This window comes from Kluyvera sp. 1366, assembly GCF_054823405.1.
In genome coordinates, this window is the sequence record NZ_JBTRDW010000003.1 from 308,706 (window position 1) to 335,636 (window position 26,931).

The following is a 26,931-nucleotide window of genomic DNA, read 5'->3' on the forward strand; positions in this document are numbered from 1 at the left end:
GTTATATTTGTTTTGACTCAGCTAACGGCGATTAACCGATAACTTCGCGAATACGCGTTTTGTAGGTTTCCAGCTTCTGCGGCGTCATCATGCGACGCTCATCATCCAGCACCACGCCGCCTACATCATCAGCGATACGCTGCGCGGATTGCAGCATCAGCTTGAAGTTCTGATTCGCATCGCCGTACGACGGCACCATCATGAAGATCGAGACGCCAGGCGTAGAGAAATTCCCCATTTGATCCGGATCGAATGAACCCGGCTTCACCATGTTCGCCAGGCTAAACAGCACCGGACCGCTGCCGGCTGGGCTAAGATGGCGATGGAAAATGTTCATCTCACCAAACTGGAATCCGGCCTGCAGGATGCCCTGCAACAGCGCTTCACCGTTCAGTTCGCCGCCCGCATGTGCAGCGACGTGCAGCACTAATACGGCCTCTTTTTTACTGCCAGGCGCAGCAGCCGCTGGCTGTGGCGCTTCTGGTTGATGTGCAACTGGCGCTTCAGGTTCGAATTCTGGCTCTTCTGCGGCGAGGAATTCAGGTGCAGGTTGAGTCGCGGAAAGCGGTTCGTTATCCAGCAATGGATCGGCCTGAATTGGTTGTGGTGCAGGCGCTGGCGCTGGCTTCGCCACTGGCGCTTGCGGCGCAGCCGGCTTACGCACGTCTGGCTCGTTATCCAGCAGCGGATCGCCTAATAATGGGTCAGCCTGACGTGATGCCGGTTGACGTACAGGTTCAGGCGCACGCGGCGCGCTCGCTGGACGTGCAGTGAATTCAGGTTCTTCATCCGCATCACGAGGACGACGTACACGGACTTCGCCGACGCCATCATCTTCTTCGCTCAGCAGATCTTCATCGGCTTCTTCGCGCTGTTTCAGACGTTTGTGCGGGCGATCACGAAACACGGAGGAGCGCTCTTTACGGCTGGTCCACAGTCCATGAAGTAGCAGCGCTATTATGGCGATCGCGCCAACAACGATTAATATCAGACGCAAATCCTGCATCATTGTATTCTCTGTTGTTCCAATACCTTGCCACCACGGCAAACTTTATCCTCTAACTGTATTTGCCCAGCTAAACAAGTGCAAGTCTGTGCAGTATTTTCTGACAAATTAGATAGCTGCCCCACGCTTTTTTGCTGTTTTTTCGCGCAAACACTGCCTGAAGCCGATAAAAAGCCAGGTTATGATGGTCGCGCCGCTATATTTAGGAGAAAGGCTCGCTATGCCCGCAGGAAATTCGGTCTCAACATTTAATGGTGTTCACTACTTCGCTGAAGGATGGAAACTGGTGCGCCTGCCCGGCATTCGTCGCTATGTCATCATGCCGCTACTGATCAACATCGTGCTACTTGGCGGTGCCTTTATCTGGTTGTTTCAGCGCTTGGGTCAGTGGATCCCGGCTTTAATGTCACATATCCCTGACTGGCTGCAATGGTTGAGTTATCTGCTGTGGCCGCTCTCAGTGATTTCGATTGTGTTGGTATTCAGTTACTTCTTTTCGACTCTGGCAAATCTGATTGCCGCGCCCTTCTGTGGCTTGCTCGCCGAGCAGCTTGAAGGGCGATTGACCGGAACGCCATTACCAGATAGCGGTTGGGTGGGCCTGATAAAAGACATACCGCGCATCATGAAGCGAGAGTTTCAGAAGCTCGGTTACTATTTGCCGCGTGCGCTTGGTTTGCTGTTGCTGCACTTTATCCCCGGCTTTGGACAAACGGTGGCGCCCGTTCTATGGTTTTTATTCAGTGCGTGGATGTTGTCCGTGCAGTATTGCGACTACCCATTTGATAACCACAAAGTGAGTTTCCAGCAGATGCGCCAGGCGTTGCGCCAGCACAAAAGCGCAAATATGCAATTTGGTGCGCTGGTTAGCCTGTTCACCATGATCCCGATTATCAATCTGGCGATTCTGCCGGTTGCGGTATGCGGTGCAACGGCCATGTGGGTGGATCGTTATCATGCACAACATGCACGCCGCTAAAGCTTTAAATCGTCTTATGCATTTTTGCGTAAGGCTTATGGTTGTGCGCTATATAGATATGCGATTTCTTTCCTTCCGCACATCATTAGAAAAGGTATGCTCTGAGGGTTCCCAATATTTCATACAGTTAAGGACGAGCTATGAGTAAGATCTATGAAGACAACTCTCTGACAATTGGTCATACGCCGCTGGTTCGACTGAACCGCATCGGTAACGGCCGCATTCTGGCTAAGGTCGAGTCGCGCAACCCGAGCTTCAGCATCAAATGCCGTATCGGTGCCAATATGATTTGGGACGCGGAAAAACGCGGTATTTTGAAGCCGGGCGTTGAGCTGGTTGAACCAACCAGCGGTAACACCGGTATTGCGCTGGCTTACGTCGCCGCAGCGCGCGGTTACAAGCTGACGCTAACCATGCCAGAAACCATGTCAATTGAGCGCCGCAAGCTGCTGAAAGCGCTGGGAGCTAACCTGGTGCTAACCGAAGGTCCTAAAGGCATGAAAGGTGCCATCGCGAAGGCGGAAGAGATTGTCGCCAGCGATCCGGACAAATATGTGCTGTTGCAGCAGTTCAGCAACCCAGCCAACCCGGAAATCCACGAAAAAACCACCGGTCCAGAAATTTGGGAAGACACCGACGGCGAAGTGGACGTGTTTATTGCGGGCGTGGGCACCGGCGGTACGCTGACAGGCGTGAGCCGCTATATCAAGAATACCAAAGGCAAGACCGAGTTGATTACCGTTGCCGTTGAGCCAACCGATTCACCGGTTATTGCTCAGGCACTGGCGGGCGAAGAGATCAAACCAGGCCCACATAAAATTCAGGGCATCGGTGCCGGCTTCATTCCTGGCAACCTTGATCTGGAATTGATCGACCGCGTAGTGGCGATCACCAATGAAGAAGCCATTAGCACCGCCCGTAAGCTGATGGAAGAAGAAGGTATTTTAGCAGGTATCTCTTCAGGTGCTGCCGTTGCTGCCGCGCTGAAGCTGCAAGAAGATGAAGCCTTCGCCAACAAGAACATCGTGGTGATTCTGCCCTCCTCCGGCGAACGTTATTTAAGTACCGCACTGTTTGCCGATCTCTTCACTGAGAAAGAACTCCAGCAGTGATGCCTAAAGTCTGAAACTGACGAAAAAAGCACCCGAATGGGTGCTTTTTTGTGGTGCAGATCTCACTTTTATCACCAGACAGATTGCTTTCAGTGATGCGGCTCTGGTATTTAAGCTTCCAATTATTTCGGTGCCTGAAATTAATCTGCCTTTGAAGTGGATCAAGCTGAATCGATTTACTGATTTGGCGAAACGGCGAATCACGGCATAATGAGAAGAGTGACGCATTCGTGCAGTTTTTGATCTGTCACTGTTAATGACGTACTCATTCGAGCGCATTTTATGGTGAGCTTAAAGCCATACCAGCGCACCTACACAGGCTAAAGTTACGGCTCCAGGCTAGACTTTAGATCCATAACACCAAACCTGATAAAGTTGGGGAAATAGAATGTTCCAGCAAGAAGTTACCATTACCGCACCTAACGGCCTTCATACTCGTCCTGCAGCCCAGTTCGTTAAAGAAGCAAAGGCTTTTAAGTCAGAAATCAATGTGACCTCTAATGGCAAATCTGCCAGCGCGAAAAGCCTTTTCAAACTGCAGACTTTGGGTCTGACTCAAGGTACGGTTGTTACGCTGTCTGCTGAAGGTGAAGACGAGCAGCAAGCGGTTGAGCACCTGGTCAAGCTGATGGCTGAGCTGGAGTAACCGGCTCAGTTCGCAACTAAACCAACCCCTTTGCCCCATTGAGTGCAAATATCTTGATCGCGGACAATCTGTCCGCGTTATTGCATCTTTAGAGTACTGCTCCGCGACAGTGGCGACGCATCGGGTCAATGAGCCATCGTGATTAAAAGGTAGGGTTATGATTTCAGGCATTTTAGCATCACCGGGTATCGCTTTCGGCAACGCACTTTTGCTGAAGGAAGATGAGATCGTCATCAGCCGTAAAAAAATTACTGACGATCAGGTTGAGCAGGAAGTCCAGCGCTTCCTTGATGGACGCAGCAAAGCTGCTTCACAGCTCGAAGCCATTCGCATTAAAGCCGGTGAAACCTTCGGTGAAGAGAAAGCGGCGATCTTTGAAGGTCACATCATGCTGCTCGAAGACGAAGAGCTTGAGCAGGAAATCATCGACCTCATCAAGAAAGACCACGCTACCGCGGACGCCGCTGCTCACACCGTGATTGAAGGCCAGGCCGTTGCACTGGAAGAGCTGGATGACGAATACCTGAAAGAGCGTGCGGCTGACGTACGTGATATTGGTAAGCGTCTGCTGCAGAACATTCTCGGTCTGCACATTGTCGACCTGAGCGCGATTGCTGACGAATCTATTCTGGTGGCGAAAGATTTAACGCCGTCAGAAACCGCACAGCTGAACCTGAAGAAGGTGCTGGGCTTTATTACCGATCTGGGTGGGCGTACTTCTCACACCTCGATCATGGCGCGTTCGCTTGAGCTGCCTGCGATTGTCGGCACCGGCAACGTGACTGCCACCGTAAAAAACGGTGATTTCCTGATCATTGATGGCGTGAACAACAAAATTTACGTCAATCCAACTGATGACGTGCAGGAAGAACTGAAAGCAATTCAGACTCAATATCTGTCTGAAAAGCATGAACTGGCGAAACTGAAAGATCTGCCAGCCATTACGCTGGACGGCCATCAGGTTGAAGTCTGCGCTAACATCGGTACCGTGCGTGATGTTGCCGGTGCTGAGCGCAACGGCGCGGAAGGTGTTGGCCTGTATCGTACCGAGTTCCTGTTTATGGACCGTGATTCACTGCCAACCGAAGAAGAACAGTTCCAGGCTTATAAAGCCGTGGCTGAAGCCGTGGGTTCGCAGGCGGTTATCGTGCGTACCATGGACATCGGCGGCGACAAAGATCTGCCTTACATGAACCTGCCGAAAGAAGACAACCCGTTCCTCGGCTGGCGCGCGATTCGTATCGCAATGGACCGTAAAGAGATTCTGCATGCGCAGCTGCGCGCGATTCTGCGTGCATCCTCATTCGGTAAACTGCGCATCATGTTCCCAATGATCATTTCAGTAGAAGAAGTTCGCATTCTGAAAGGCGAACTGGAGCTGCTGAAAGCGCAACTGCGTGAAGAAGGCAAATCCTTTGATGAGACCATCGAAGTCGGCATCATGGTTGAAACGCCAGCATCCGCAGTGATTGCTCGCCATCTGGCGAAAGAAGTCGACTTCTTTAGTATTGGGACAAATGACCTGACGCAGTATACTCTGGCGGTCGATCGTGGTAATGATTTGATTTCACACCTCTATAACCCAATGACGCCATCTGTTCTTGGCCTCATTAAGCAAGTGATCGACGCATCACATGCCGAAGGGAAATGGACCGGCATGTGTGGTGAGCTGGCTGGTGATGAACGTGCTACACTACTGTTACTGGGAATGGGGCTGGACGAATTCAGCATGAGCGCCATTTCAATCCCAAGCATCAAGAAAATCATTCGTAATACTAATTTCGAAGATGCGAAGGCATTGGCGGAGCAGGCTCTGGATCAACCAACAGCGGATGATTTGATGAATTTGGTCAACAAGTTCATTAAAGAAAAAACGCTCTGCTGATCCACGGACGCTAGCCTCAAATTACTGCTTAGGAGAAGATCATGGGTTTGTTTTCTAAACTTTTTGGCGAAAAATCAGAGAGCGCGTCAGGCACTATTGATATCGTTGCGCCTCTGTCAGGCGAAATCGTAAATATCGAAGACGTACCTGATGTGGTATTCGCTGAGAAAATCGTGGGTGACGGTATCGCAATCAAACCTACCGGCAACAAAATGGTTGCACCGGTTGATGGTACTATCGGCAAGATTTTCGAAACTAACCACGCATTTTCAATCGAGTCTGATAACGGTATCGAACTGTTTGTTCACTTCGGTATCGACACGGTTGAGCTCAAAGGTGAAGGTTTCAAACGCATCGCTGAAGAAGGCCAGAAGGTTAAGAAAGGCGACGTGGTGATCGAGTTTGATCTGGCACTGCTGGAAGAGAAAGCGAAATCCACGCTGACGCCGGTTGTGATCTCGAACATGGACGAGATTAAAGAGCTGATCAAACTCTCCGGTCAGGTAACTGTGGGCGAGACTCCGGTTATCCGCATTAAAAAGTAAACTTCGGCTGATTCGTGAGAATTGCAAAACGGCACCCAATGGGTGCCGTTTTTTGTTTACTTAACTCTGTATGTGCGAGCAGCGGTCAGGACGACGGGTCAGATCGTAAAGACGGCATAAACCGTCCCTGGGCCTCGGCCCGCGCCGTCCATGGCGCGGGACGCTTTACTCCTCTGCCCCGTCGTCCTGCCCGGTGTAGCAAATGTGCGCGTTATCAGGAAAAATCATTCCTGCTTCCAGCGCGGTAACCTTAACGTTAACTCCAGACCGCCTTCCGGGCGATTTACCGCCTGAACCTCACCGTGATGCGCCAGAATCACCTTACGCACAATCGATAACCCCAAACCGTAGCCTTTGCCCATCAGCGGAGAATTCACCCGTACGAAAGGATCGAAGATGCTCGAAAGCTTCTCATCGTCAACGCCCGGTCCTTGATCGCGCACGCTAATTGCCAGCCACTGATTTTCCGCCTGCAGCCGCACGTTGATGTGCTGCCCTTTGTGCGAGAAACGCAGCGCATTGCGCAGCACATTCTCCACACCACGGCGTATCAGTTCCGCATTGCCGTGAACGGTGTAATCCGCATTCTCATCCACCTGGAAATCGACATTCACGCCGGGAATCTGCGCCTCGTAGCGCACATCGGTGACCACCGCATGCAGCAAGCCGGTGAGATCGAAATACTGTTCGCCCGGCATACTTTCGTGCTCAGCGCGCGAAAGCGTCAGCAGCTCGCCAATCATCTTATCGAGGCGTCGCGCTTCCTCATCAATGCGATTGAGCGAGGATTCGACAGATTCTGGCGTCTGGCGCGCCAGGCCAGTCGCCAGCTGCAATCGCGCCAGCGGTGAGCGCAGCTCGTGGGAAATATCATGCAGCAGCTCCTCACGCGCTTTCACCAGCGTATCGAGGCGCTCTACCATCGCATCAAAATCCTGCGCAACGTTCGAGAGTTCATCATGGCGTTTACGCATCACCGGATAGAGCCGCACCGATAAATCACCGCTGGAGACGCGCGCAAAGCCCTCACGCAGCTGCCGCATGGGTCGCGTCAGGTTCCACGCCAGCAGCAGGCTAAACAGTAGCCCCAATGCGCCAGCGAAGGTAAACATCGGTTCGGGGATATTCAGGATGCGGCGCGGGCGGCCGCCGCCCATTGAGCTGTCTTCGCGCAAGCCTTTAACGTCGTAACGCAGCTCATACTGTTTGCCATCCTGCCCTTTCACCCAGCGCACAATCACATCAGGAAACGGTCCCTGAAAGGGTTCGTTGATGCTTTCTGGCGGCGCATTGTTGGGCGTCGCAGCGGGCTTATCGTGCTGGATCACCGAGAAGAATTGCCGATCGTTCGGTTCCCAGTCGGCCATCATGTCATCAAGCGAACTGGGACCACCGCGCTCCAGCACTGAAACCGCCGACGCCATCTGCAGATTGACGATACGACGAATCGCCACCAGCTCTGGCGGCTCATGTCGATTACCGGAGAGCGTAAAGCCCAGCCACAACAGCTGGCTGATGATGACGAACACAATCCAGAAGCCCAGCAAAATCTTCCAGAACATGCGGCCGCGATAGCTGTGTTTCATCGAATGCGATAACCAATACTGCGCACAGTTTCAATGTTGACGCTGTCGGCAGTTAACGCTGCCAGTTTTTGACGGATGTTGCTGATATGCACATCAACGCTACGATCGTAAGCTTCGCGCGGACGACCAAGGCCTTTTTCCGACAGCTCATCTTTCGACACCACGCGATCCGGCGCACGCAGCAGCAGATCCAGCAAGTTAAACTCTGAAGCCGTCAGATCGAACGCTTTGCCCTGCCATTCGGTGATACGCGTGGCGGGATTGAGGCTGAGATCGCCCCAGCGCAGCAGCTCTTTCTTATCCGGCAGCGGAGTCTGATCTTCAAAGCGACGCAGCACGGCGCGCAGACGGGCCACTAGTTCACGCGGATAGCACGGTTTCGGCATGTAATCATCCGCACCCATTTCCAGGCCGATCACCCGATCAATATTGTCGCCTTTCGCCGTCAGCATAATTACCGGTAATCGGCTGTTCTGCCGCACCTGGCGCAGCACATCGATGCCGCTCATATCAGGCAGCATGATGTCGAGAATCATTGCGGTATAGTTGCCCGATAACGCGCCTTCCACCCCGGCGCTACCGGTTAAAACCAGTTGTGTTTCAAAACCTTCAGCAATCAGGTATTGGCTCAACATGGTGCCAAGTTCTACATCATCATCAACCAGCAGAATTTTCATCGTTATCTCTCGTGTAAATTGCCGCTATTTTGTCCTGAGTCCACAACGAACGCAGCCGGTTTTACGCGATCCTTACGTTGCTAACGTCAGACGGATATTACGAAGACTATAGACAAAAATGGCCTGGACGTACCATCACAGTACGCGCAGGCCAGATCACCGACGGGAAGGTGGGATCAGTGGAAAACGCCGGTAGAGAGATAGCGGTCGCCGCGATCGCACACAATCGCCACCACCACGCTGCCAGGCTGGGCCGTGGCGATACGCAATGCGCCGGCCACCGCGCCGCCAGAGCTGACGCCACAGAAAATCCCTTCACGCTGCGCCAGCGCGCGCATGGTCTCTTCCGCCTCGCGCTGCGCCATATCTATTACCTCATCCACTAACTCCGGACGGAAAATGCCGGGCAGATAGGCTTCCGGCCAGCGACGTATACCGGGAATGCTGCTGCCCTCTTGCGGCTGCAGGCCAATTATCTGCACCGCTGGCGCGAACTCTTTCAGGTAACGCCCAACGCCGGTAATGGTGCCGGTGGTGCCCATGCTGGAGACAAAATGCGTCATGCGGCCAGCGCTTTGCTGCCAGATTTCCGGGCCCGTGGTGAGATAGTGGCCCAGCGGATTATCGGGATTGTTGAACTGATCCAGCACGCGTCCTTCGCCGCGATCGGCCATCGCCTGCGCCAAATCGCGTGCCCCTTCCATGCCCTGCTCGCGCGATACCAGCAGCAATTCAGCGCCATAGGCGCGCATCGCATCCTGGCGCTCCTGGCTCATGTTGTCGGGCATCAGCAGGCGTAGCTTGTAGCCCTTCATCGCCGCGATCATCGCCAGCGCAATGCCGGTATTGCCGCTGGTGGCTTCAATTAAGGTATCGCCCGGTTTGATGTCACCGCGCAACTCCGCCTGATGAATCATCGACCAGGCCGCACGATCTTTGACGGAACCGGCTGGATTGTTGCCTTCCAGCTTTAGCCAGATCTCGCTGCCGTTATCAGGCGTCAGGCGCTGCAACTTTATCAACGGCGTATTGCCGATGGTATTTTCCAGTGTGGTCACGGTTTAATTCCAGACGAAAGAGGGGCAAATAAAACGGGCGGGAAAGTCCCGCCCGAAGGAGTGTCAAAAATATCAGGCGCTCTCGGCAAAGGCAACCGGGCGCAGCGGCGTAGTGCCATGGTAAATTCGCGCCTGTTGCAGGCCAACGAACAGGCGTTCACCACGCATCGGCGCATGGTGATCGCCGTCGAACACCACGGAGAACACCTCGCCCTGCCAGCCGCTCGGCTGAACGACCAACTGCCAGAAGTGGCCGCGCGGGCTGATCTCCAGCACCTGCACCGGCAAAGGCGTTTCCAGGCTACTCTGGCGTGAAATATCGATTTCCCACGGACGCAGGAACAGTTCAACTTCGCCCTGATGCGCAGGCGTGTAGCCCAGCGGCCAGCGATGCGCGGCCACATGGAACTGCGAGCCATGTACTTCGCCTGTAAAGCGATTCACTTCGCCAAGGAATTCCAGCACAAAGCGCGTCGATGGATCGCGCCATACGTCATCTGGCGTACCAACCTGTTCAATGTTGCCCTGGCTCATCACCACCACGGTGTCCGCCACTTCCATCGCTTCTTCCTGGTCGTGGGTCACGAACACGCTGGTGAATTTCAACTCTTCATGCAACTGACGCAGCCAGCGACGCAACTCTTTACGCACCTGCGCATCCAACGCGCCAAACGGCTCATCCAGCAGCAGAATTTGCGGTTCTACCGCCAGTGCACGCGCCAGCGCTACACGCTGCTTCTGTCCACCCGACAACTGTGCCGGGAAGCGGTTGCCCAGATGGGAAAGTTGTACCATCTCAAGCAGACGCGTAACGCGCTGTTTGATCTCAGCAGCACCTGGACGTTCGCGACGTGGCAGAACGGTAAGGCCAAAGGCGATATTGTCGAACACCGTCATGTGGCGGAACAGCGCGTAGTGCTGGAACACAAAGCCCACCTGACGATCGCGCGCATGGATGCGGCTGACGTCTTTGCCATTGAAATGGATCTGTCCGCTGTTCTGATGTTCCAGCCCAGCGATAATGCGCAGCAGCGTGGTTTTACCAGAACCGGATGGCCCCAGCAGCCCCACCATCTTGCCGGAAGGAATATCCAGAGAGATGTCGTTAAGAACCGATGTGCGGTCAAACGATTTATTGATTTGTTTAATCTCAATGCTCATGATTTTCCTCCTGTAGGCGCTTCTGCTGATGCTCTAATCGCCACTGCACCACGCTTTTCAGAAACAGCGTTACGATTGCCATCAGGGTCAGCAGCGCGGCGGCAGTAAAGGCGCCCACGGTGTTGTAATCCTGATGCAGTAATTCAACCTGAAGCGGCAAGGTATAGGTTTCGCCGCGAATCGATCCCGAAACCACCGAGACCGCACCAAATTCGCCAATCGCACGTGCGTTGGTTAGCACCACGCCATACATCAGCGCCCAGCGGATATTCGGCAACGTCACGCGGCGGAACATCTGCCAGCCGGATGCGCCAAGCAGCACCGCCGCTTCATCTTCGTGACTGCCCTGGCTCAGCATCACCGGCACCAACTCACGCACCACAAACGGACAGGTAACGAAGATGGTGGCCAGCACCATGCCCGGCCAGGAGAACATAATCTGAATATTGTGCGCATCCAGCCAGCCACCGGCAGGACCGTTGACGCCCCAGAACAGCAGATACATCAAACCGGCAACCACCGGCGACACCGCAAACGGGATATCAAACAGCGTCAACAACAGCTGGCGGCCGGGAAAGGTGAAGCGCGTCACCAGCCACGCCAGCAGCGTACCGAACACCATGTTGACCGGTACGGTAATCAGCGCCACTAAGAGGGTCAGCCAGATGGCGTGCAGCATGTCGCCATCTTTCAGGTTACTCAGCGAGGCAACCAAACCCTGGTTGAGCGCTTCCCAGAAGATGGAAACCATCGGCACCACCAGCAGCAGGATGGAAACCAGCGCACCGATGCCAATCAGCAGCCACTTGCCCCAGTTGATTGGCTGGCGGTCGGCGTGATTGATGTGTGAAATTTCCGCCATCAGTGGCCTCCTAAGCGACGGCCAAAGCGGCTCTGCAAGGTGTTAATCGCGAACAGCAGCAGCAAGGAAGCCGCCATGATCACCGAGGCGATGGCACTCGCCGCCGGATAATCAAACTCCTGCAGACGCACGAAAATCATCAGCGAGGTCACTTCCGTTTTCCAGGCGATGTTGCCAGCGATAAAGATTACCGCGCCAAACTCACCGATGCTGCGGGTAAACGACAGCGCAGTGCCGGCAAGCAATGCCGGCGCCACTTCTGGCAGCACCACGCGACGGAAGCTCTGCCAGCGCGTTGCGCCCAGCGTTTCCGCGGCTTCTTCATATTCCGGACCTAACTCTTCCAGCACCGGCTGCACGGTACGCACCACAAACGGAATGCTGGTAAAGGCCATCGCCACAGCGATGCCGAGCCAGGTGTAAGAGACTTTGATATCAAAATGCGCCAGCCACTGACCGTACCAGCCGTTGACCGAAAACAGGCCCGCCAGCGTTAAACCTGCCACCGCAGTCGGCAGCGCAAATGGTAGATCCATCAAACCATCCAGCAGCGTGCGGCCGGGGAAGCGATAACGCGTCAGAATCCACGCCATCAGCATGCCGAAGACGGCGTTGAACAGCGAGGCCACGCCCGCCGCCAGAATCGTCACTTTATACGCGGCGATCAGCTGTGGATGGCTAATCACCGCCCAGTATTGCGCCAGCGTCATCTGCGACAGCTGCATCAGCAGCGCGCTGATCGGCAGCAGCAGAATCAGACAGGTGAAGAGTAAGCTGGTGCCGAGGCTCAATCCAAAGCCCGGCAAAACACGTTTTTGAGCGAGCGCGAACATTAACCGCGCCCCGCTGCCAGTAATTTGTCCAGCTCGCCATCATTGGCAAAATGGACTTTCATCACGTTATCCCAGCCGCCAAAGGCGTCTTTGACGTTGAACAGTTCTGTCTGCGGGAAGCGATCTTTCTGCTCCGCCATCAGCTGCGGGTTATTCACGCGATAATAATAATTAATGATGATTTTCTGCGCTTCAGGCGTGTAGAGATAATTCAGATAAGCTTTGGCCGCGTCTGCGGTGCCGTTGTGCTCGACATTTTTGTCGACCCACGCCACCGGGAACTCCGCCAGAATATTGGTTTTTGGCACGATCACTTCGTAGTCGTCTTTGCCGTACTGATTACGGATGTTATTCACTTCCGATTCAAAGCTGATCAGCACATCGCCCAGACCGCGCTCGGCAAAGGTGGTGGTCGCACCGCGACCGCCGGTATCAAACACTTCCACGTTCTTGAGGAACTTCGCCATAAAAGCTCTGGTTTTGGCTTTATCTTTGCCATCCGCCTGATCGGCAGCGCCCCACGCGGCGAGATAAGTGTAACGGCCGTTACCCGAGGTTTTTGGGTTAGGGAAAATCAGCTTCACGTTATCGCGCGCCAGATCGGCCCAGCTGTGAATCTGCTTCGGGTTACCTTTACGCACCAGAAACGCCATGGTGGAGTAAAACGGTGAACTGCTGTTTGGCAGACGTTGTTGCCAGTCAGCGGGAATCAGTTGGCCTTTGTCGTGCAACACCTGCACATCGGTCACCTGATTGTAGGTCACCACATCGGCGCGCAGCCCTTGCAGAATCGCCAGCGCCTGCTTAGAGGAACCGGCGTGAGACTGCTTGATGGTCAGCTTGTCATTAGGATGGGCAGCGTCCCACTGTTTTTCAAAGGGTGCATTCAGGGCAACGAACAGTTCGCGCGAAACGTCGTAAGAGCTATTCAGCAACTCGGTCGCTTGCGCCGCACCGGCTAAAGCACACGACAGCGCGATACCGCCAAGCCATTTTTTCGAAATCGGAAGTGTCATGCTGCACCCTGAAAGACGGCAGTTAAGCCAATGCCATTAGATGCTGTCAGTGTATTTATAACTCAGGGGAAAGCTGTAACGGTTTTATATATCGTTTAGGGATTTCAAAGTCTAAAAAGGCATAAGACGGCGGGAGAGTTTATGCGGCGAATGGAAATGTAAATCGGCATTAAGCGATTCATTGCGCAATAAATTGCGCCGCGACAAATAAGGGCTGATATCCGTAGCGGCGCGGTGAATCGCGCCAGGTTGACCTTAATACAAAGAGGTTACAGCGCTTGCAAAGCATCCAGCGACGGCGCAAAAAAGTAGCTGCCGCTAACCGGTTTGGTGAAACGCAACATGGCGTCCATTTTGCCGTCGCGCTCGCCGAACATGCTCAGCAGTTGCTGCTCAATATTGTAGAGACGATGACAATACGAGATGAAATAGAGGCCATGCGTGCCGCTGGCGCTGCCGTATGGCAGGCTCTGGCGCAGAATCTTTAGCCCTTTGCCCTCTTCTTTCAGATCGACGCGGCTGAGATGCGATGTCGCAGGACGCTGATCGCCCGGCAACTCTTCATCCGTCTCTTTAGTACGGCCAATAATCGCTTCCTGTTTCTCCACCGCCATGCGGTTCCACAGCTTAAGGTTGTGCTCCCAGCGCTGGGTAAACACATAGCTGCCGCCCGCATCCGCGCCTGCGCTGATAATCGCTACCTCCTTGCGCGCTTCGCCCTGCGGATTTTCCGTGCCATCGACGAAGCCCGATAGATCGCGATCTTCAATCCAGCGGAAACCGTGCGTCTCATCTTCGATATTGACCGCAGCGGCAAAGGCGCTAAGTGCCGCCTGAGCCAGCGCGAAGTTCACGTCGTGTCGTTGAGATTGAATATGAATCAGCAAATCGCGCTGCGTGGCAGGCGCAATGCCGTTACCAAGCGCGGCGAAAGCTTTGAGTTCAGGTGCAGAAGCGTTGCCTTGCAGATCGCGCCACAGCGCATCACCAAAGGCGATCACCGCGCCCAATCCGGCATCACTGAATTGCGTCTGCAGCGCTTCAAGCTGCTGTAAGAAGAATTTGCTGCCCTGGCGCAGCGCGTCAAGATCGCCCGTGACGCGGGCTTCGAGCCAAATGGCGAAACGGCGGTGCTCCAACAGGATCCCGCTCTGAAACTGAGACATTGCTATGCTCTCCGGCATGAAGGTTAGACGATATTTTTTCGCCCGCATCATACCGGAAAGCCACACTTTTTGAGCGGGTTTTTAAGCAAGTTTTATCTGGTTTAACGCTGCCAAACGATCTTGCTGATTTTCCAGCTTTTCAGGGTATCGTCCGACGGCATCAAGCCTTCCGGACCATGCCATTCACCGCTGTAAATGTAGGAGATGTGCTGGCTGCCCGGCGCACGGCACTCAACATCGCGTGCATCAAGACCGGTGGCCATTTTGCAGTTGTTAAAGGCTTTGCTGAACTTGTCGCTGAACAGATCGCCGATCTTGCTGCCGTCCGCCGCTTTGGCATCGGCATCCTGCACTTCGATGCGCTCCACGCTGCTGCTGCCGTTAATCACCAATTTAACGTTGTCGCCATCCAGCGCCTGCCAGAAATCCACCACCTGACCATTCTGCGTGCGCATGCCCTTACGCAGTTTGTAATCGCCGTTCAGCGCTTTATGGATGGCGTCTTCCGACATTGAGGTGGTGCTCGTCAGGCCCGCAACGCCTTGCTCGGTGACCTCCAGCGATCCACCAAACCAGCCGAGTGGATTGAGCGCCGACCAGTGATAGCTAAGCGGATTGTACCAATGGCTTTCGCTATCGCTCGCGCTGCCAGAGGAACCCGAACTGGCGCAGCCGGCCAGAACCATGCTGCTAACCAGCAGTGCGTGACGAACAACTTTCATGAAAACTCCTTGATCTGCTAAGCCGATTGGCGTGCCTGTTGGAGTCACAAACCGGCAAAAAGTTTATTCGACCTGCTGATGTTCCGGCAGAAAGCAGTCGCGCAGGCGAGGTTGCGTTTGCAGCCAGAACAACGCCAGCAGGTCAAACAGCGTCAATAACAGCGGCAGCGGCGAGTCGGGAAAGGCGCCTTGCAGCAGGCTGGAACCCTGCCACAGCAGGCTGGAACCCTGCCACAGCAGGCTGACAAGGAGCGATGCGCTCAACACATGACGCCAGCTTTGCCACAGGCGCGGCCAGCGCTGGCGATAGCCGGTCAGCAATAAGCCGATAGCCGCCGGAATGCCTAACGCCAGCCCCAGCCAGAAGCTTTGGCGGTCGGGATAGAACAGCGCCAGCAAATCATTGCCCTGCTGGCGTGATGCGCCCGCCATCACCAGCAGCAGACAGGTGCGCGCCTGCAATAACAGGATCAGCCAGAAAAGAAACGGCAGCCGCAGCTGCCCTTTCGCATCGTACTCTTCGGGAAGGTATTTCAAACCGACTCTCAATACTCGCGATCTTCAATCAAACGCTTGCCCAGCAGCAGCGAGTCCACCGGCTCGTATTCGAGCTTTTCGTAAAACGCCACCACCTGATCGTTCTCTTCGCGCACCATCAAATTGATTTTTGGGCAACCGCGCGCAATCAGCTTCTTCTCAAGACGATTCATCAACGCATTGGCAAAGCCACGGCCCTGATAATCAGGATGCACCGCCAGATAGTAGACGGAGCCGCGATGGCCGTCGTAGCCGCCCATCACCGTACCGACCACTTCGCCACCGACTTCCGCGACCAGAAACAGTTCCGCGTCGTGGTTCATTTTGCGTTCAATGTCCAGCTCCGGATCGTTCCATGGGCGTAACAAATCGCAACGCTCCCAGAGCGTGATCACTTCTTCAAAATCTTCCTGGCGGAAAGAACGGATTTCCATCGACGTTACCCTGCTGTTAGGCACAATTCGCTGATTATCACGCATTCTTTGCCAGGCGCAACCCTCACGCGTGACAACGGAGCAAAAAAAGCGCGACATCGCTGTTAGTCTGTTGCAATAGAAAGTAAACACTTGAAATAGTTGCGAGGTCGCCGCCTGGCAATTGTTACGCTATAACACGGGGCAGGATTTACCTGCCATGGACCCGTAAATGATGAAGATTTCACTGCTTAAGCGCCTTACCAATCGTCGCCAACTGATACTTTCCGGTTTAGCGCTGGCGGTGTTGTCACCGCGTGCGGTGCAGGCCAAAGAACAGAACAGCGATTTGCGCGTTAGTCCGCGTCATACGCCACCGAAACCCGCCAGCAACGGCAAACGTATCGTGATGATTGATCCCGGCCACGGCGGCATCGATTCCGGCGCCGTCGGCGAAGAGGGTTCGGAAGAGAAACACATTGTGCTGGCGATCGCCAATACCGTGAAGACGCTGCTGCAATCGCATCCCCGCATCGAAGTGCGCCTGACGCGCGACAGCGACCACTTTATTCCGCTCTATCAGCGCGTCGAAATCGCCCACCAGCACGGCGCTAACCTGTTTATGTCGATTCACGCCGATGGCTACATCAGCCCGGATGCTAACGGCGCATCGGTTTTTGCCCTTTCCAATCGCGGTGCCAGCAGCGCGATGGCGCGTTACCTTTCGCAGCGTGAAAACGATGCCGACAAAGTGGGCGGTGCTGAGGTGCAGGATAAAGATCATTACCTCAACCAGATTCTGTTCGATCTGGTGCAGACCGATACCATTCGCAACAGCCTGACGCTGGGTAAACACGTCCTCGATCAGATTCGCCCGGTGCATCATCTGCACAGCCAGCACACCGAACAGGCCGCGTTTGCGGTGCTGAAATCGCCGTCGATTCCTTCGGTGCTGGTGGAAACCTCCTTCATTACCAATCCGCGTGAAGAGCAGCTGCTTGGCACGCAAGCGTTCCGCCAGAAAATTGCCAGCGCCATTGCCGACGGCATCACCCGCTACTTCGATGAGGTCGATCGTCGCGAAGCATAGCCTTTATCCTGTGGTAGAATAGCGGCAAATTTCCGGAACGAGTGACTGATGAGCAATCCCGATATTTCCCGCGTCAAAGCCTTTTTGCTGGCGCTGCAAGATGATATTTGCGCCCAATTAGCGGCGGAAGATGGCAAGGCGAGCTTTGCCGAAGATGAGTGGCAACGTCCCGGCGGCGGCGGCGGACGCAGTCGCGTATTGCGTGATGGTGCGGTGTTTGAACAAGCCGGCGTTAACTTCTCGCACGTGCACGGCGATCAAATGCCCGCATCCGCCACCGCGCATCGTCCCGAACTGGCTGGCCGCAGCTTTGAAGCGATGGGCGTGTCGCTGGTGGTGCATCCATCCAATCCTTACGTGCCAACCAGCCACGCCAACGTGCGCTTCTTTATCGCGGAAAAACCGGGCGCCGATCCGGTGTGGTGGTTTGGCGGTGGTTTCGATCTCACGCCATATTACGGCTTCGAACAGGATGCGCTGCACTGGCATCAAACCGCGCACGATCTGTGCCAGCCGTTTGGTGAGGAGGTTTATCCGCGCTACAAAAAGTGGTGCGACGATTACTTCTACCTCAAGCATCGCGACGAGCAGCGCGGTATCGGCGGCCTGTTTTATGACGACCTGAACACGCCCGATTTCGATTACTGCTTCGATTTCATGCAGGCAGTCGGCAACGGTTTTGCCAACGCCTACCTGCCGATTGTGGCCAGGCGCAAAGCGCTGCCGTGGGGCGACCGCGAGCGCCAGTTCCAGCTCTATCGTCGTGGTCGCTACGTCGAGTTCAATCTGGTGTGGGATCGCGGCACGCTGTTTGGCCTGCAAACCGGCGGCCGCACCGAATCCATTTTGATGTCGATGCCGCCGCTGGTGCGCTGGGAATACGATTATCAGCCAGAAGCCGATTCCCCCGAAGCCGCCTTGTACCGCGATTTCCTGCCAGTCAAAGATTGGTTGAAGCTACATAATTAACAAACCGCACACCCCGTAGCGGCGCGATTTATCGCGCAATGAATTGCGCCGCGAAAAGGTTTGCAGAATTTCATTGCGGCGCAACACATTCGCCAATCAAGTCGTTACAACGGCTCGGTCTGCGCCTCCACCACCGCTAACGCCACCATATTCACGATGCGCCGCACCGAGGCGATACGCGTCAACACATGTACCGGCTTGCTGATCCCCATCAACACCGGTCCCACCGTGACACCTTCGGAGCAGGAGACGCGCAGCAGGTTATAGCTGATACGCGCCGCTTCGACGTTCGGCATAATCAGCAAATTCGCGGTGCCTTTCAGCGGGCTGTCCGGCATCAGTTCACGGCGAATGCTCTCGACCAGCGCCGCATCACCGTGCATTTCGCCGTCAATCTCCAGATCCGGGGCGCGTTGCTGAATCAACGCGAGTACGTCGCGCATTTTGCGCGCGCCCGGCGCATTTGAGGTGCCAAAGCTGGAGTGCGACAGCAGCGCCACGCGCGGTTCAATGCCGAAGCGTCGCACCGTTTCCGCCGCCAGCAGCGTGATATCCGCTAGCTGTTCTGCGCTGGGATCTTCATTAACGTAGGTGTCAGCTATAAAGGTATTACCGCTCGGCAATAGCAACGCATTCATCGCGCCCGCCACCTTCACGTCCTCTCGCAGCCCGAACACTTTCTCCACCACATCATAATGTTCCTGATAATCGCCGATGGTGCCGCAGATCAGCGCATCGGCCTCACCGCGATGCACCATGATCGCGCCAATCAGCGTGGGATTACCGATCACCGCGCGCTGGGCAGTTTCCGGCGTCACGCCGCGCCGTTTCATAATCTGGTAATACTCATTCCAGTACTCTTTGAAACGTGGATCGGACTCGTTATTGACGATCTCAAAATCTTTGCCCGCCTCGATCTTCAAACCCTGCTTTTGCAGACGCATAGCGATGACGTTCGGCCGGCCAATCAGAATCGGCTTCGCCAGCCCTAACGTTACCAGCTCCTGCGTGGCATGCAGCACGCGCACCTCTTCGCCTTCTGCCAGCACCACGCGTTTGGGATCTCTACGCGCCTGCGAAAAGATCGGCTTCATAAACAGGTTGGTTTTATAGACGAACTCGGTGAGCTGCTCACGATAAGCATCAAAGTCCTCAATCGGTCGCGTGGCGACGCCCGATTCCATCGCCGCTTTCGCCACCGCGGGCGCGATCTGCACGATTAAACGCGGATCGAACGGTTTGGGGATCAAGTATTCCGGGCCGAAACTCAGATCCTGATCGTCATACGCCGACGCCACCACATCGCTCTGTTCCGCCTGCGCCAGCGCCGCAATCGCGTGCACCGCCGCCAGCTTCATCTCTTCATTGATCGCCGTGGCACCCACGTCCAGCGCGCCACGGAAGATAAACGGGAAGCACAACACGTTGTTCACCTGATTGGGGAAATCAGAGCGCCCGGTGCAGATAATCGCGTCGGGCCGCACCTGTTTTGCCAGCGGCGGCATGATTTCCGGTTCGGGATTGGCCAGCGCCAGAATCAGCGGATCCTGCGCCATCTTCTGCACCATCTCCGGCGTCAGCGCTTTGGGGCCGGAACAGCCAAGGAAAATATCCGCGCCGCCAATCACCTCGTCCAGCGTGCGTGCGCCGCTGTCGGCCACCGCATAGGCCGCTTTGGTCGGCGTCATATTCGGCTCGCGATCGCGATAGATCACGCCTTTGGAATCGCACACCACAATGTTGTGCTGCTGCATGCCGAGCGCCACCAGCAGATTCAGGCAGGCAATCGCCGAGGCACCTGCGCCGGAAACCACCAGCCGCACCTCGCTGATGGCTTTTTTAACGATGGTTAAGCCGTTGAGCACCGCCGCCGTACAGATGATCGCCGTGCCGTGCTGATCGTCGTGGAATACTGGGATCTGCATGCGCTCACGCAGCTGTTGCTCAATATAGAAACACTCGGGCGCTTTGATATCTTCCAGATTGATGCCACCAAAAGTGGGTTCCAGCGCGGCAATCACCTCAATCAACTTATCGGGATCGCGCTCATCGATTTCGATATCAAACACGTCAATGCCGGCGAACTTTTTGAACAGCACGCCCTTGCCTTCCATCACCGGCTTACTCGCCAGTGCGCCAATGTTACCCAGCCCCAGCACCGCGGTGCCGTTGGAGATCACCGCCACCAGATTGCCACGCGCGGTGTATTTGCGCGCCGCCAGCGGATCGGCGGCAATTTCCAGACAAGGCGCAGCGACGCCAGGCGAATAGGCCAGCGCCAGATCGCGCTGCGTGGCTAACGGTTTGGTGGGTGAAACCTGAATTTTTCCGGGCGTAGGGAATTGATGAAAATCGAGCGCGCTTTGCTTGAGTTGATCGTCCATTGGGCATCCTTTGGCATCGCTAAATAGGCATTCAGTATAGGAATGTGCGGCACAAAAGAGGGTGAAGGCGCTCAAAGAACGCACAGACTGAAAGGCACGGATTGCCACCGCTTCGCCTGCGAGATCGGCACAGCCTGCTATCCTTATTGATGGCAAAAAGCGTAGCTGAACCGTTTAGGCCAGTCCTCCTTTCACTATCGCACCTCTTAAGCGCCACGACGCCACAATCAGAGAAAACGCATTTTCTTCGTGTAACGTCTGTAGCACTGTGTTGGACCAATACTTAACAGGAATGGGTGCAACACCTTTGCCCACATTATTGCTAATCAAGGAGTTAAGTGATGAACCAGCTAGATGCATTGAAACAATACACCACCGTGGTGGCGGACAGCGGCGATATCGAATCCATTCGCCATTACAATCCAGAAGACGCGACCACCAACCCCTCATTGATTCTGAAAGCCGCCGGTCTTGAGGGTTATAAACATCTGATTGATGACGCCATCGACTACGCGAAAAAACAGGGCGGCAGCAAAGAGACACAAATCATCAACGCCAGCGACAAAGTGGCGATTAACCTCGGTATGGAAATTCTGAAAAGCATACCGGGCCGTGTTTCGACCGAAGTGGATGCGCGCCTCTCCTTCGATCGTGGCATGTGTGTCACCAAAGCTGAGAAGCTGGTGCGTCTGTACGAAGAGCACGGCATCGACCGCTCACGCATTCTGATCAAACTGGCGTCAACCTGGGAAGGCATCAAAGCCGCTGAAGAGCTGGAGAAAAACGGCATTCAGTGCAACCTGACGCTGCTGTTCTCCTTCGCTCAGGCGCGAGCCTGTGCCGAAGCTGGTGTGTTCCTGATTTCGCCATTTGTTGGCCGTATTTACGACTGGTACAACACCCGCAAACCGATGGATCCGTATGTGGTCGATGAAGATCCGGGCGTGAAATCTGTGCGCCGTATCTACGATTACTACAAGAAGCACCGTTACAGCACCGTCATCATGGGTGCCAGCTTCCGTAAAGTGGAACAGATTCAGGCGCTGGCCGGCTGCGACCGTTTGACCATTTCCCCTAACCTGCTGGAAGAGCTGGCCAACAGCGACGCGCCGCTGGAGCGTAAGCTGGAGCCATCAACCGAAGGTTTCCATCAGCCGGCTTCACTTTCAGAAGCGGAATTCCGCTGGGAACACAATCAGGATCCGATGGCGGTAGAAAAACTGTCAGACGGCATCCGTCAGTTCGCCGTCGACCAGCAGAAGCTGGAAGACGTGCTCTCTTCTCGTCTGTAATCCGCACTCACTCTTATGGCGGATGGGCATTGGCTCATCCGCTATCGCCAAATCACAAGGGAGAACCTTATGTCTTCACGCAGAGAGTTGGCTAACGCAATTCGTGCACTCAGCATGGATGCGGTACAAAAAGCAAATTCCGGGCACCCAGGTATGCCGATGGGCATGGCAGATATCGCCGAAGTGTTATGGCGCGATGTGTTGAAACACAATCCCAACAATCCGGCGTGGGCCGATCGTGACCGTTTTATTCTTTCCAACGGTCACGGCTCGATGCTGCTCTACAGCCTGCTGCATCTCACCGGTTACGACCTGCCGATGGAAGAGTTGAAAAACTTCCGTCAGCTGCACTCTAAAACGCCGGGACACCCTGAACTCGGTTACACGCCAGGCGTGGAAACCACCACCGGCCCGCTCGGCCAGGGCCTGGCCAACGCGGTAGGTTTAGCGATTGCCGAACGCACGCTGGCGGCGCAGTTTAACCGTCCCGGCCACGACATCGTCGATCACCACACCTACGTGTTTATGGGCGATGGTTGTTTGATGGAAGGCATCTCGCACGAAGTGAGCTCGCTGGCCGGTACGCTCGGCCTCGGCAAACTGATTGGCTTCTACGATCACAACGGCATCTCCATCGATGGTGAAACCGAAGGCTGGTTCACCGACGACACGCACAAACGTTTCGAAGCCTACAACTGGCACGTCATCGGTAGCGCAGAAGGTATCGATGGCCACGATTCGGCAGCGATCGCTGCGGCGATTAAAGAGGCGCAAAGCGTTACCGACAAGCCGTCACTGATTATCTGTCGCACCACTATCGGTTTCGGCTCGCCGAACAAAGCCGGTAAAGAGGAGTCGCACGGCGCGGCGCTGGGCGAAGAAGAAGTGGCGTTGACGCGGCAGAAACTGGGCTGGCACTATCCGCCGTTTGAGATCCCGAAAGAGATTTATCAGCAGTGGGATGCCAAAGAAGCGGGCGCGCAGCGCGAGAAATCCTGGGATGATAAGTTTGCCGCTTATAAAGAGGCACACCCCGAGTTGGCGCAGGAGTTTACCCGTCGTCTGAGCGGTGAAATGCCGGCTAACTGGAGTAGCGAAGTGCAGAAGTTTGTTGAAGAGCTGCAGGCTAATCCACAGAAAATCGCCAGCCGTAAAGCCTCACAAAATACGCTGGAAGTGTTTGGCAAGCTGCTGCCGGAATTCCTCGGCGGCTCAGCGGATCTGGCACCCAGTAACCTCACCATCTGGTCGGGCTCAAAATCGATCAAAGAGGATAGTGCCGGTAACTACATTCACTACGGCGTACGTGAATTTGGTATGACGGCGATCGGCAACGGCATCGCGCATCACGGCGGCTTCGTGCCATACACCGCTACCTTCCTGATGTTCGTCGAGTACGCGCGTAATGCGGTGCGCATGGCCGCGCTGATGAAGGCGCGTCAGGTGCTGGTCTATACGCATGACTCCATCGGCCTCGGCGAAGATGGTCCGACACACCAGCCAGTTGAGCAGATTGCCAGCCTGCGCGTTACGCCAAACATGAGTGTGTGGCGTCCGTGCGATCAGGTGGAAACCGCCGTGGCGTGGCAAGCCGCCGTTGAGCGCCATCATGGGCCAACCGCGCTGATCCTGTCGCGTCAGAACCTGCTGCAGCCTGAGCGCAGCAAAGAGCAGGTGGCGAATATTGCGCGCGGTGGCTATGTGCTGCAGGACAGCAACGGCACGCCGGATGCGATCATCATCGCCACCGGTTCGGAGATTGAAATCGCGCTGGGCGCGGCGGATAAACTCACCGCTGCTGGCCATAAGATTCGCGTGGTTTCGCTGCCGAGCACCGACGTGTTTGATAAGCAGGATGTCGCGTATCGCGAATCGGTGCTGCCATCCGGCGTGAAAGCGCGTGTGGCAGTCGAAGCCGGCATTGCTGATTACTGGTACAAGTATGTTGGTCTGGATGGCGCGATTGTCGGTATGACCACCTTTGGTGAGTCAGCCCCCGCCGGCAAACTGTTCCCGGAATTCGGTTTCACCGTCGAGAACATCGTCAGCCATACTGAAGCTTTACTCAAGCCGCACTAATCGATCTGGCCCTGCGTCTTTTTGGCGTAAGGGCCATTTTTTGATCACAGCCTGAAACAGAAAAAAATCCGCCCTGCCCCCTTCACGCCTCGCGCAAACTGATTACTATAAGCTTTCCTCCGATTCTTATAGCGGACGCTTTCCCGTTGAAAAAACGTACTCCTTTTTTACTGGCCTTAATGGTTTCTGTGCTTCCATTAAAAAGCATGGCGCAGTCGTCGCCCGATCCGCTGTTGGCATCGCAAATTGTTGATCGCTACGCCGAGCACATTTTCTATGGCAGCGGCGCAACCGGCATGGCGCTGGTGGCGATTGATGGCAATCAGCGGGTTTTCGCCAGCTTTGGTGATACGCGCCCCGGCAACAACGTGCGTCCGCAGCCCGATTCGGTGATTCGTATTGCCTCGCTCAGCAAGCTGATGACCAGCGAAGTGATGGTGAAGATGGCCGAACGCGGTCAACTGCGTCTTGACGATCCGCTCAGCAAATACGCGCCGCCTGGCGCACGCGTGCCAAGCTATAACGGCCAGCCGATTCGCCTGATTAACCTCTCCACCCACACCAGCGGCCTGCCGCGCGAACAGCCTGGCGGTAAACCGCATCGTCCGGTGTTTGTCTGGCCGACCAAGTCCGATCGCTGGCAGTGGCTGAGCGGAGCGGCATTAAAGGCCGCGCCAGGCACCAATGCCGCCTATTCCAACCTGGGCTTTGATCTGCTGAGCGATGCGCTCGCCAAAGCGGCGGGCATGCCCTATCCAGCACTGTTCCAGCAGTTGATAACGCGCCCGTTAGGTATGAAAGACACCACCTTTACGCCGTCACCGGATCAGTGTCAGCGTCTGATGATTGCCGAGAAAGGTGCCAGTCCGTGTAACAACACGCTGGCGGCCATCGGTAGCGGCGGCGTTTACTCAACGCCAGACGATATGGGCCGCTGGATGCAGCAGTTCCTTAACTCGGCGGTGAATCACCGCACGCCGCAAATTGATCGCCTGCAAACGCTGATTTATCGTCGTGACCAGCTAACCAAAGTGGAAGGCATGGATGTGCCGGGCCGCGCCGATGCGCTGGGCATGGGTTGGGTCTATATGGGGCCGAAGGAAGGTCGTCCGGGGATTATTCAGAAAACCGGCGGTGGCGGCGGCTTCATTACCTATATGGCGATGGTGCCGCAGCACAACGTCGGCGTGTTTGTGGTGGTGACTCGCTCGCCGTTAACGCGTTTCACCCCGATGAGCGATGGCGTGAATAATATGCTGACCGAGCTGGTGGGCAATCAATCGGGTTCACCGATGACGGTGCAAGCCATCCGCTAACTGGGTTGTGGTGCAGGCTGTAGCGGCGCAATTCATTGCGCGATAAATCGCGCCGCTACGGAATGTGCAATGATTTAATGCTGCACGTGGTATTAACGCGACTGCACCGGATTTTGCGATTCAGTAACCCATAATGTTGGCCAATCCTCACTGCTGTGCCACGCATCGCAGGTCTTCTCTTCCGCATACTCCGCCAGCACAAACTCGTTGCCGTCATACTGCCAGCGCGTTGCCACGCCGCAATCCCCCAAACCACGTCCTTTACTGAAGGTGTAGAGCAATCCATGGCTGGCATCAAATTCCGCGTTCACCAACTCCAGCTGATTATCCCCGCGTGACGGCGGCGTAAACGGCAGCGTTAAGCTCAGACCGCGCGACACATAAGGCTGCGTGCGCGTCACTTCAAAGGCCAGATCGATCACGTTATACGCACCGGTTTCGCAGCTGATCAGCAGCAGCGCTTTGCTGTCGGTCAGCGGCGACACGCTCACTTCACGCCGCAGTGGATCGAGCGAGCAGTTATCGGTATTCACCCGCCAGGTACCAAAATCAATTAAACCGCTGGTCTCTTCCTGCGTCAGCGGCGGCGGCGGCGGCGGCGGTAATGGCGAAGGTAACGCCGGCAACGCTGGCTGCGGCGGTACATCCCACTGCACGCGGTCGCCACGCTTCACCCAGGCGCTGGCACCGTTGACGCGGCCCTGCACGTCATCCATCAACAGTAATGCCGCCTTCATACCGCTGAGCGGAATAGTGGCGTTGGCTTTATAGGTCAGCTGCAGATTTTGCGCATCCAGCGTCTGCGCCAGAAACTCGTCGATGGCGATAGCATTACTGGTCGCCAGATGATGCGGTTCCACCGTCCAGTGTTTAAGGTCTGGTGTGAGACGGCGTTGATCGAGTAGCAGGTTATCCTTGAGCGGGCCGCCCGGCAGCTCACCGCTGTATGCGCTGCCGTAATCAATACGCAGCAAGGGACGATCGTTGACGCCAGCATGACGTGAGAGCGTCATCACTAAGCCGTTGTCACCGGGAAAACTGCGTGCCACGCAAAAAGCCGCGTTGTTACAGGTCAGTTGCCAGTCAGAAAATGACTTTTGCAGTGGCTGAGCCTGAACGCACGCGACAAAAAGAAAGGGCATTAAAAGCAGTAACTTCATCCAATACGACATCAAAAAAATCGGTCCCCAAATTCCTGGAAAGAAAATAATAGCGCAACGGGAACGCTGTCAGCAGGCCTAAACTGTGAGCCGGCCCTAAAAGCGAGGTTAACCGCTGAAAAAGCCGTCACCTGTGGCGAACGGGTACTGGATGGGGCAAGCGCTCATCATCCGTTTTGACCAATTACTGCTCAATCGGATTCGTCGGACTCTTGTTAACTCATCACAAAACGGTCAAATACACACAAAAGGTCATAAGCGGTCATGTTAGGTTAAATCCATGTTTTGGATTTGCAACGCGCGTAGAACGCGGATTTCGCGCCATTAGGCTTATTTATGTGAGACATATCACTTAATTTTGATAACCAGACATCTCATTTACATATAAGACAGATCCAGATCACTCTAATCAGCTAAGGCGTTTTGGTGACTGTGGA

The 26,931-nt window shown here is 55.2% G+C and carries 24 protein-coding genes; 10 read left to right on the plus strand and 14 right to left on the minus strand.

All coding sequences use genetic code 11. The annotated features are described in order from the left end of the window. Nucleotides 1-31 precede the first annotated feature (31 nt). Nucleotides 32-1,009: a cell division protein ZipA gene (gene zipA / locus ACVLVH_RS08245; protein ID WP_137386242.1), complete on the minus strand. Its 978-nt coding sequence runs from the start codon at nucleotides 1,007-1,009 to the stop codon at nucleotides 32-34. A 217-nt stretch (nucleotides 1,010-1,226) separates the two neighbouring features. Between zipA and cysZ the strand changes: the two genes are divergently transcribed. The 5 genes from cysZ (at nucleotide 1,227) to crr (ending at nucleotide 6,173) form a co-directional block, all read left to right on the plus strand. Next, the gene (gene cysZ / locus ACVLVH_RS08250) at nucleotides 1,227-1,985 is read left to right on the plus strand and encodes a sulfate transporter CysZ (RefSeq protein WP_101763578.1); all 759 of its coding nucleotides are present in this window, start codon (nucleotides 1,227-1,229) and stop codon (nucleotides 1,983-1,985) included. Nucleotides 1,986-2,125: 140 nt separating this feature from the next. Beyond that, nucleotides 2,126-3,097, plus strand: coding sequence for a cysteine synthase A (cysK, locus tag ACVLVH_RS08255; RefSeq protein ID WP_101763577.1), 972 nt, complete (start codon nucleotides 2,126-2,128; stop codon nucleotides 3,095-3,097). A 388-nt stretch (nucleotides 3,098-3,485) separates the two neighbouring features. Continuing rightward, nucleotides 3,486-3,743: a phosphocarrier protein Hpr gene (gene ptsH, locus ACVLVH_RS08260; protein ID WP_101763576.1), complete on the plus strand. Its 258-nt coding sequence runs from the start codon at nucleotides 3,486-3,488 to the stop codon at nucleotides 3,741-3,743. A 157-nt stretch (nucleotides 3,744-3,900) separates the two neighbouring features. Then, a complete protein-coding gene (gene ptsI, locus ACVLVH_RS08265) occupies nucleotides 3,901-5,628 on the plus strand; it encodes a phosphoenolpyruvate-protein phosphotransferase PtsI (RefSeq protein WP_110866519.1) in 1,728 nt (575 codons plus the stop codon). 41 nt (nucleotides 5,629-5,669) lie between these two features. Next, entirely contained in the window at nucleotides 5,670-6,173 is a 504-nt protein-coding gene (gene crr / locus ACVLVH_RS08270) for a PTS glucose transporter subunit IIA (RefSeq protein WP_097096509.1), read from the plus strand. 224 nt (nucleotides 6,174-6,397) lie between these two features. Here crr and ACVLVH_RS08275 read toward each other — a convergent pair whose 3' ends face one another. The 11 genes from ACVLVH_RS08275 to ACVLVH_RS08325 form a co-directional block, all read right to left on the minus strand. Beyond that, nucleotides 6,398-7,759: an ATP-binding protein gene (locus tag ACVLVH_RS08275; RefSeq protein WP_312464473.1), complete on the minus strand. Its 1,362-nt coding sequence runs from the start codon at nucleotides 7,757-7,759 to the stop codon at nucleotides 6,398-6,400. Continuing rightward, entirely contained in the window at nucleotides 7,756-8,436 is a 681-nt protein-coding gene (locus ACVLVH_RS08280) for a response regulator transcription factor (RefSeq protein WP_008107810.1), read from the minus strand. The genes ACVLVH_RS08275 and ACVLVH_RS08280 overlap by 4 nt, the downstream gene beginning before the upstream one ends. A 176-nt stretch (nucleotides 8,437-8,612) precedes the next feature. Beyond that, nucleotides 8,613-9,494: a cysteine synthase CysM gene (cysM, locus tag ACVLVH_RS08285; protein WP_110866517.1), complete on the minus strand. Its 882-nt coding sequence runs from the start codon at nucleotides 9,492-9,494 to the stop codon at nucleotides 8,613-8,615. Nucleotides 9,495-9,566: 72 nt separating this feature from the next. Continuing rightward, nucleotides 9,567-10,655 carry a sulfate/thiosulfate ABC transporter ATP-binding protein CysA gene (gene cysA, locus ACVLVH_RS08290; RefSeq protein WP_101763572.1) on the minus strand — a complete coding sequence of 363 codons (1,089 nt, stop codon included), beginning with the start codon at nucleotides 10,653-10,655 and terminating at the stop codon, nucleotides 9,567-9,569. After that, nucleotides 10,645-11,517 (minus strand): sulfate/thiosulfate ABC transporter permease CysW, encoded by an 873-nt coding sequence (gene cysW, locus ACVLVH_RS08295; RefSeq protein ID WP_101763571.1) that lies wholly within the window; start codon nucleotides 11,515-11,517, stop codon nucleotides 10,645-10,647. Before cysW ends, cysA begins: the two co-directional genes overlap by 11 nt. Beyond that, nucleotides 11,517-12,350, minus strand: a complete 834-nt coding sequence (gene cysT, locus ACVLVH_RS08300; RefSeq protein ID WP_064739484.1) for a sulfate/thiosulfate ABC transporter permease CysT — start codon at nucleotides 12,348-12,350, stop codon at nucleotides 11,517-11,519. Before cysT ends, cysW begins: the two co-directional genes overlap by 1 nt. Next, nucleotides 12,350-13,366: a sulfate ABC transporter substrate-binding protein gene (locus ACVLVH_RS08305; protein WP_498949178.1), complete on the minus strand. Its 1,017-nt coding sequence runs from the start codon at nucleotides 13,364-13,366 to the stop codon at nucleotides 12,350-12,352. The genes cysT and ACVLVH_RS08305 overlap by 1 nt, the downstream gene beginning before the upstream one ends. Before the next feature lie 269 nt (nucleotides 13,367-13,635). Further along, complete coding sequence (locus tag ACVLVH_RS08310) at nucleotides 13,636-14,532, minus strand: Dyp-type peroxidase (protein ID WP_280171937.1); 897 nt, start codon at nucleotides 14,530-14,532, stop codon at nucleotides 13,636-13,638. Nucleotides 14,533-14,633: 101 nt separating this feature from the next. After that, the gene (locus ACVLVH_RS08315) at nucleotides 14,634-15,254 is read right to left on the minus strand and encodes an RpoE-regulated lipoprotein (RefSeq protein WP_498949179.1); all 621 of its coding nucleotides are present in this window, start codon (nucleotides 15,252-15,254) and stop codon (nucleotides 14,634-14,636) included. Between the two features lie 63 nt (nucleotides 15,255-15,317). Further along, nucleotides 15,318-15,791, minus strand: a complete 474-nt coding sequence (locus tag ACVLVH_RS08320; RefSeq protein WP_498949181.1) for a DUF2919 family protein — start codon at nucleotides 15,789-15,791, stop codon at nucleotides 15,318-15,320. A gap of 8 nt (nucleotides 15,792-15,799) precedes the next feature. Beyond that, the gene (locus ACVLVH_RS08325) at nucleotides 15,800-16,225 is read right to left on the minus strand and encodes a GNAT family acetyltransferase (RefSeq protein ID WP_061717913.1); all 426 of its coding nucleotides are present in this window, start codon (nucleotides 16,223-16,225) and stop codon (nucleotides 15,800-15,802) included. A gap of 211 nt (nucleotides 16,226-16,436) precedes the next feature. On the opposite strand from ACVLVH_RS08325, the gene amiA reads away from it, so the two are divergent. Together amiA and hemF are read left to right on the plus strand one after the other, a co-directional pair. Beyond that, nucleotides 16,437-17,294 carry an N-acetylmuramoyl-L-alanine amidase AmiA gene (gene amiA / locus ACVLVH_RS08330; RefSeq protein ID WP_498949182.1) on the plus strand — a complete coding sequence of 286 codons (858 nt, stop codon included), beginning with the start codon at nucleotides 16,437-16,439 and terminating at the stop codon, nucleotides 17,292-17,294. Between the two features lie 48 nt (nucleotides 17,295-17,342). Continuing rightward, nucleotides 17,343-18,263: an oxygen-dependent coproporphyrinogen oxidase gene (gene hemF / locus ACVLVH_RS08335; protein WP_217548937.1), complete on the plus strand. Its 921-nt coding sequence runs from the start codon at nucleotides 17,343-17,345 to the stop codon at nucleotides 18,261-18,263. Nucleotides 18,264-18,367: 104 nt separating this feature from the next. Here hemF and maeB read toward each other — a convergent pair whose 3' ends face one another. Then, on the minus strand, nucleotides 18,368-20,647 hold the full coding sequence (gene maeB, locus ACVLVH_RS08340; RefSeq protein ID WP_377725584.1) for an NADP-dependent oxaloacetate-decarboxylating malate dehydrogenase: 2,280 nt from the start codon (nucleotides 20,645-20,647) through the stop codon (nucleotides 18,368-18,370). 341 nt (nucleotides 20,648-20,988) lie between these two features. On the opposite strand from maeB, the gene tal reads away from it, so the two are divergent. The 3 genes from tal to ampH all read left to right on the plus strand — a co-directional run bounded on the left by tal (nucleotide 20,989) and on the right by ampH (nucleotide 25,334). Then, entirely contained in the window at nucleotides 20,989-21,939 is a 951-nt protein-coding gene (gene tal, locus ACVLVH_RS08345) for a transaldolase (RefSeq protein ID WP_101763551.1), read from the plus strand. 69 nt (nucleotides 21,940-22,008) lie between these two features. Continuing rightward, nucleotides 22,009-24,018, plus strand: a complete 2,010-nt coding sequence (gene tkt, locus ACVLVH_RS08350) for a transketolase (RefSeq protein WP_110866508.1) — start codon at nucleotides 22,009-22,011, stop codon at nucleotides 24,016-24,018. Nucleotides 24,019-24,164: 146 nt separating this feature from the next. Continuing rightward, nucleotides 24,165-25,334, plus strand: coding sequence for a D-alanyl-D-alanine-carboxypeptidase/endopeptidase AmpH (gene ampH, locus ACVLVH_RS08355; protein ID WP_008107847.1), 1,170 nt, complete (start codon nucleotides 24,165-24,167; stop codon nucleotides 25,332-25,334). A 92-nt stretch (nucleotides 25,335-25,426) separates the two neighbouring features. Here ampH and ACVLVH_RS08360 read toward each other — a convergent pair whose 3' ends face one another. Beyond that, nucleotides 25,427-26,506 carry a DUF1176 domain-containing protein gene (locus ACVLVH_RS08360; protein WP_498949186.1) on the minus strand — a complete coding sequence of 360 codons (1,080 nt, stop codon included), beginning with the start codon at nucleotides 26,504-26,506 and terminating at the stop codon, nucleotides 25,427-25,429. Nucleotides 26,507-26,931: the final 425 nt, after the last annotated feature.

Bases quoted from the DNA above. Each gene is read 5' to 3' on its own strand.
- zipA (WP_137386242.1), bottom strand. From the start codon at position 1,009: ATGATGCAGGATTTGCGTCTGATATTAATCGTTGTTGGCGCGATCGCC.
- maeB (WP_377725584.1), bottom strand. From the start codon at position 20,647: ATGGACGATCAACTCAAGCAAAGCGCGCTCGATTTTCATCAATTCCCT.
- cysZ (WP_101763578.1), top strand. From the start codon at position 1,227: ATGCCCGCAGGAAATTCGGTCTCAACATTTAATGGTGTTCACTACTTC.
- cysA (WP_101763572.1), bottom strand. From the start codon at position 10,655: ATGAGCATTGAGATTAAACAAATCAATAAATCGTTTGACCGCACATCG.
- crr (WP_097096509.1), top strand. From the start codon at position 5,670: ATGGGTTTGTTTTCTAAACTTTTTGGCGAAAAATCAGAGAGCGCGTCA.
- ptsI (WP_110866519.1), top strand. From the start codon at position 3,901: ATGATTTCAGGCATTTTAGCATCACCGGGTATCGCTTTCGGCAACGCA.
- ptsH (WP_101763576.1), top strand. From the start codon at position 3,486: ATGTTCCAGCAAGAAGTTACCATTACCGCACCTAACGGCCTTCATACT.
- ACVLVH_RS08305 (WP_498949178.1), bottom strand. From the start codon at position 13,366: ATGACACTTCCGATTTCGAAAAAATGGCTTGGCGGTATCGCGCTGTCG.
- ACVLVH_RS08315 (WP_498949179.1), bottom strand. From the start codon at position 15,254: ATGAAAGTTGTTCGTCACGCACTGCTGGTTAGCAGCATGGTTCTGGCC.
- cysT (WP_064739484.1), bottom strand. From the start codon at position 12,350: ATGTTCGCGCTCGCTCAAAAACGTGTTTTGCCGGGCTTTGGATTGAGC.
- tkt (WP_110866508.1), top strand. From the start codon at position 22,009: ATGTCTTCACGCAGAGAGTTGGCTAACGCAATTCGTGCACTCAGCATG.
- cysK (WP_101763577.1), top strand. From the start codon at position 2,126: ATGAGTAAGATCTATGAAGACAACTCTCTGACAATTGGTCATACGCCG.
- ACVLVH_RS08275 (WP_312464473.1), bottom strand. From the start codon at position 7,759: ATGAAACACAGCTATCGCGGCCGCATGTTCTGGAAGATTTTGCTGGGC.
- ACVLVH_RS08280 (WP_008107810.1), bottom strand. From the start codon at position 8,436: ATGAAAATTCTGCTGGTTGATGATGATGTAGAACTTGGCACCATGTTG.
- cysW (WP_101763571.1), bottom strand. From the start codon at position 11,517: ATGGCGGAAATTTCACACATCAATCACGCCGACCGCCAGCCAATCAAC.
- ACVLVH_RS08325 (WP_061717913.1), bottom strand. From the start codon at position 16,225: ATGGAAATCCGTTCTTTCCGCCAGGAAGATTTTGAAGAAGTGATCACG.
- tal (WP_101763551.1), top strand. From the start codon at position 20,989: ATGAACCAGCTAGATGCATTGAAACAATACACCACCGTGGTGGCGGAC.
- amiA (WP_498949182.1), top strand. From the start codon at position 16,437: ATGATGAAGATTTCACTGCTTAAGCGCCTTACCAATCGTCGCCAACTG.
- hemF (WP_217548937.1), top strand. From the start codon at position 17,343: ATGAGCAATCCCGATATTTCCCGCGTCAAAGCCTTTTTGCTGGCGCTG.
- ACVLVH_RS08310 (WP_280171937.1), bottom strand. From the start codon at position 14,532: ATGTCTCAGTTTCAGAGCGGGATCCTGTTGGAGCACCGCCGTTTCGCC.
- ACVLVH_RS08360 (WP_498949186.1), bottom strand. From the start codon at position 26,506: ATGTCGTATTGGATGAAGTTACTGCTTTTAATGCCCTTTCTTTTTGTC.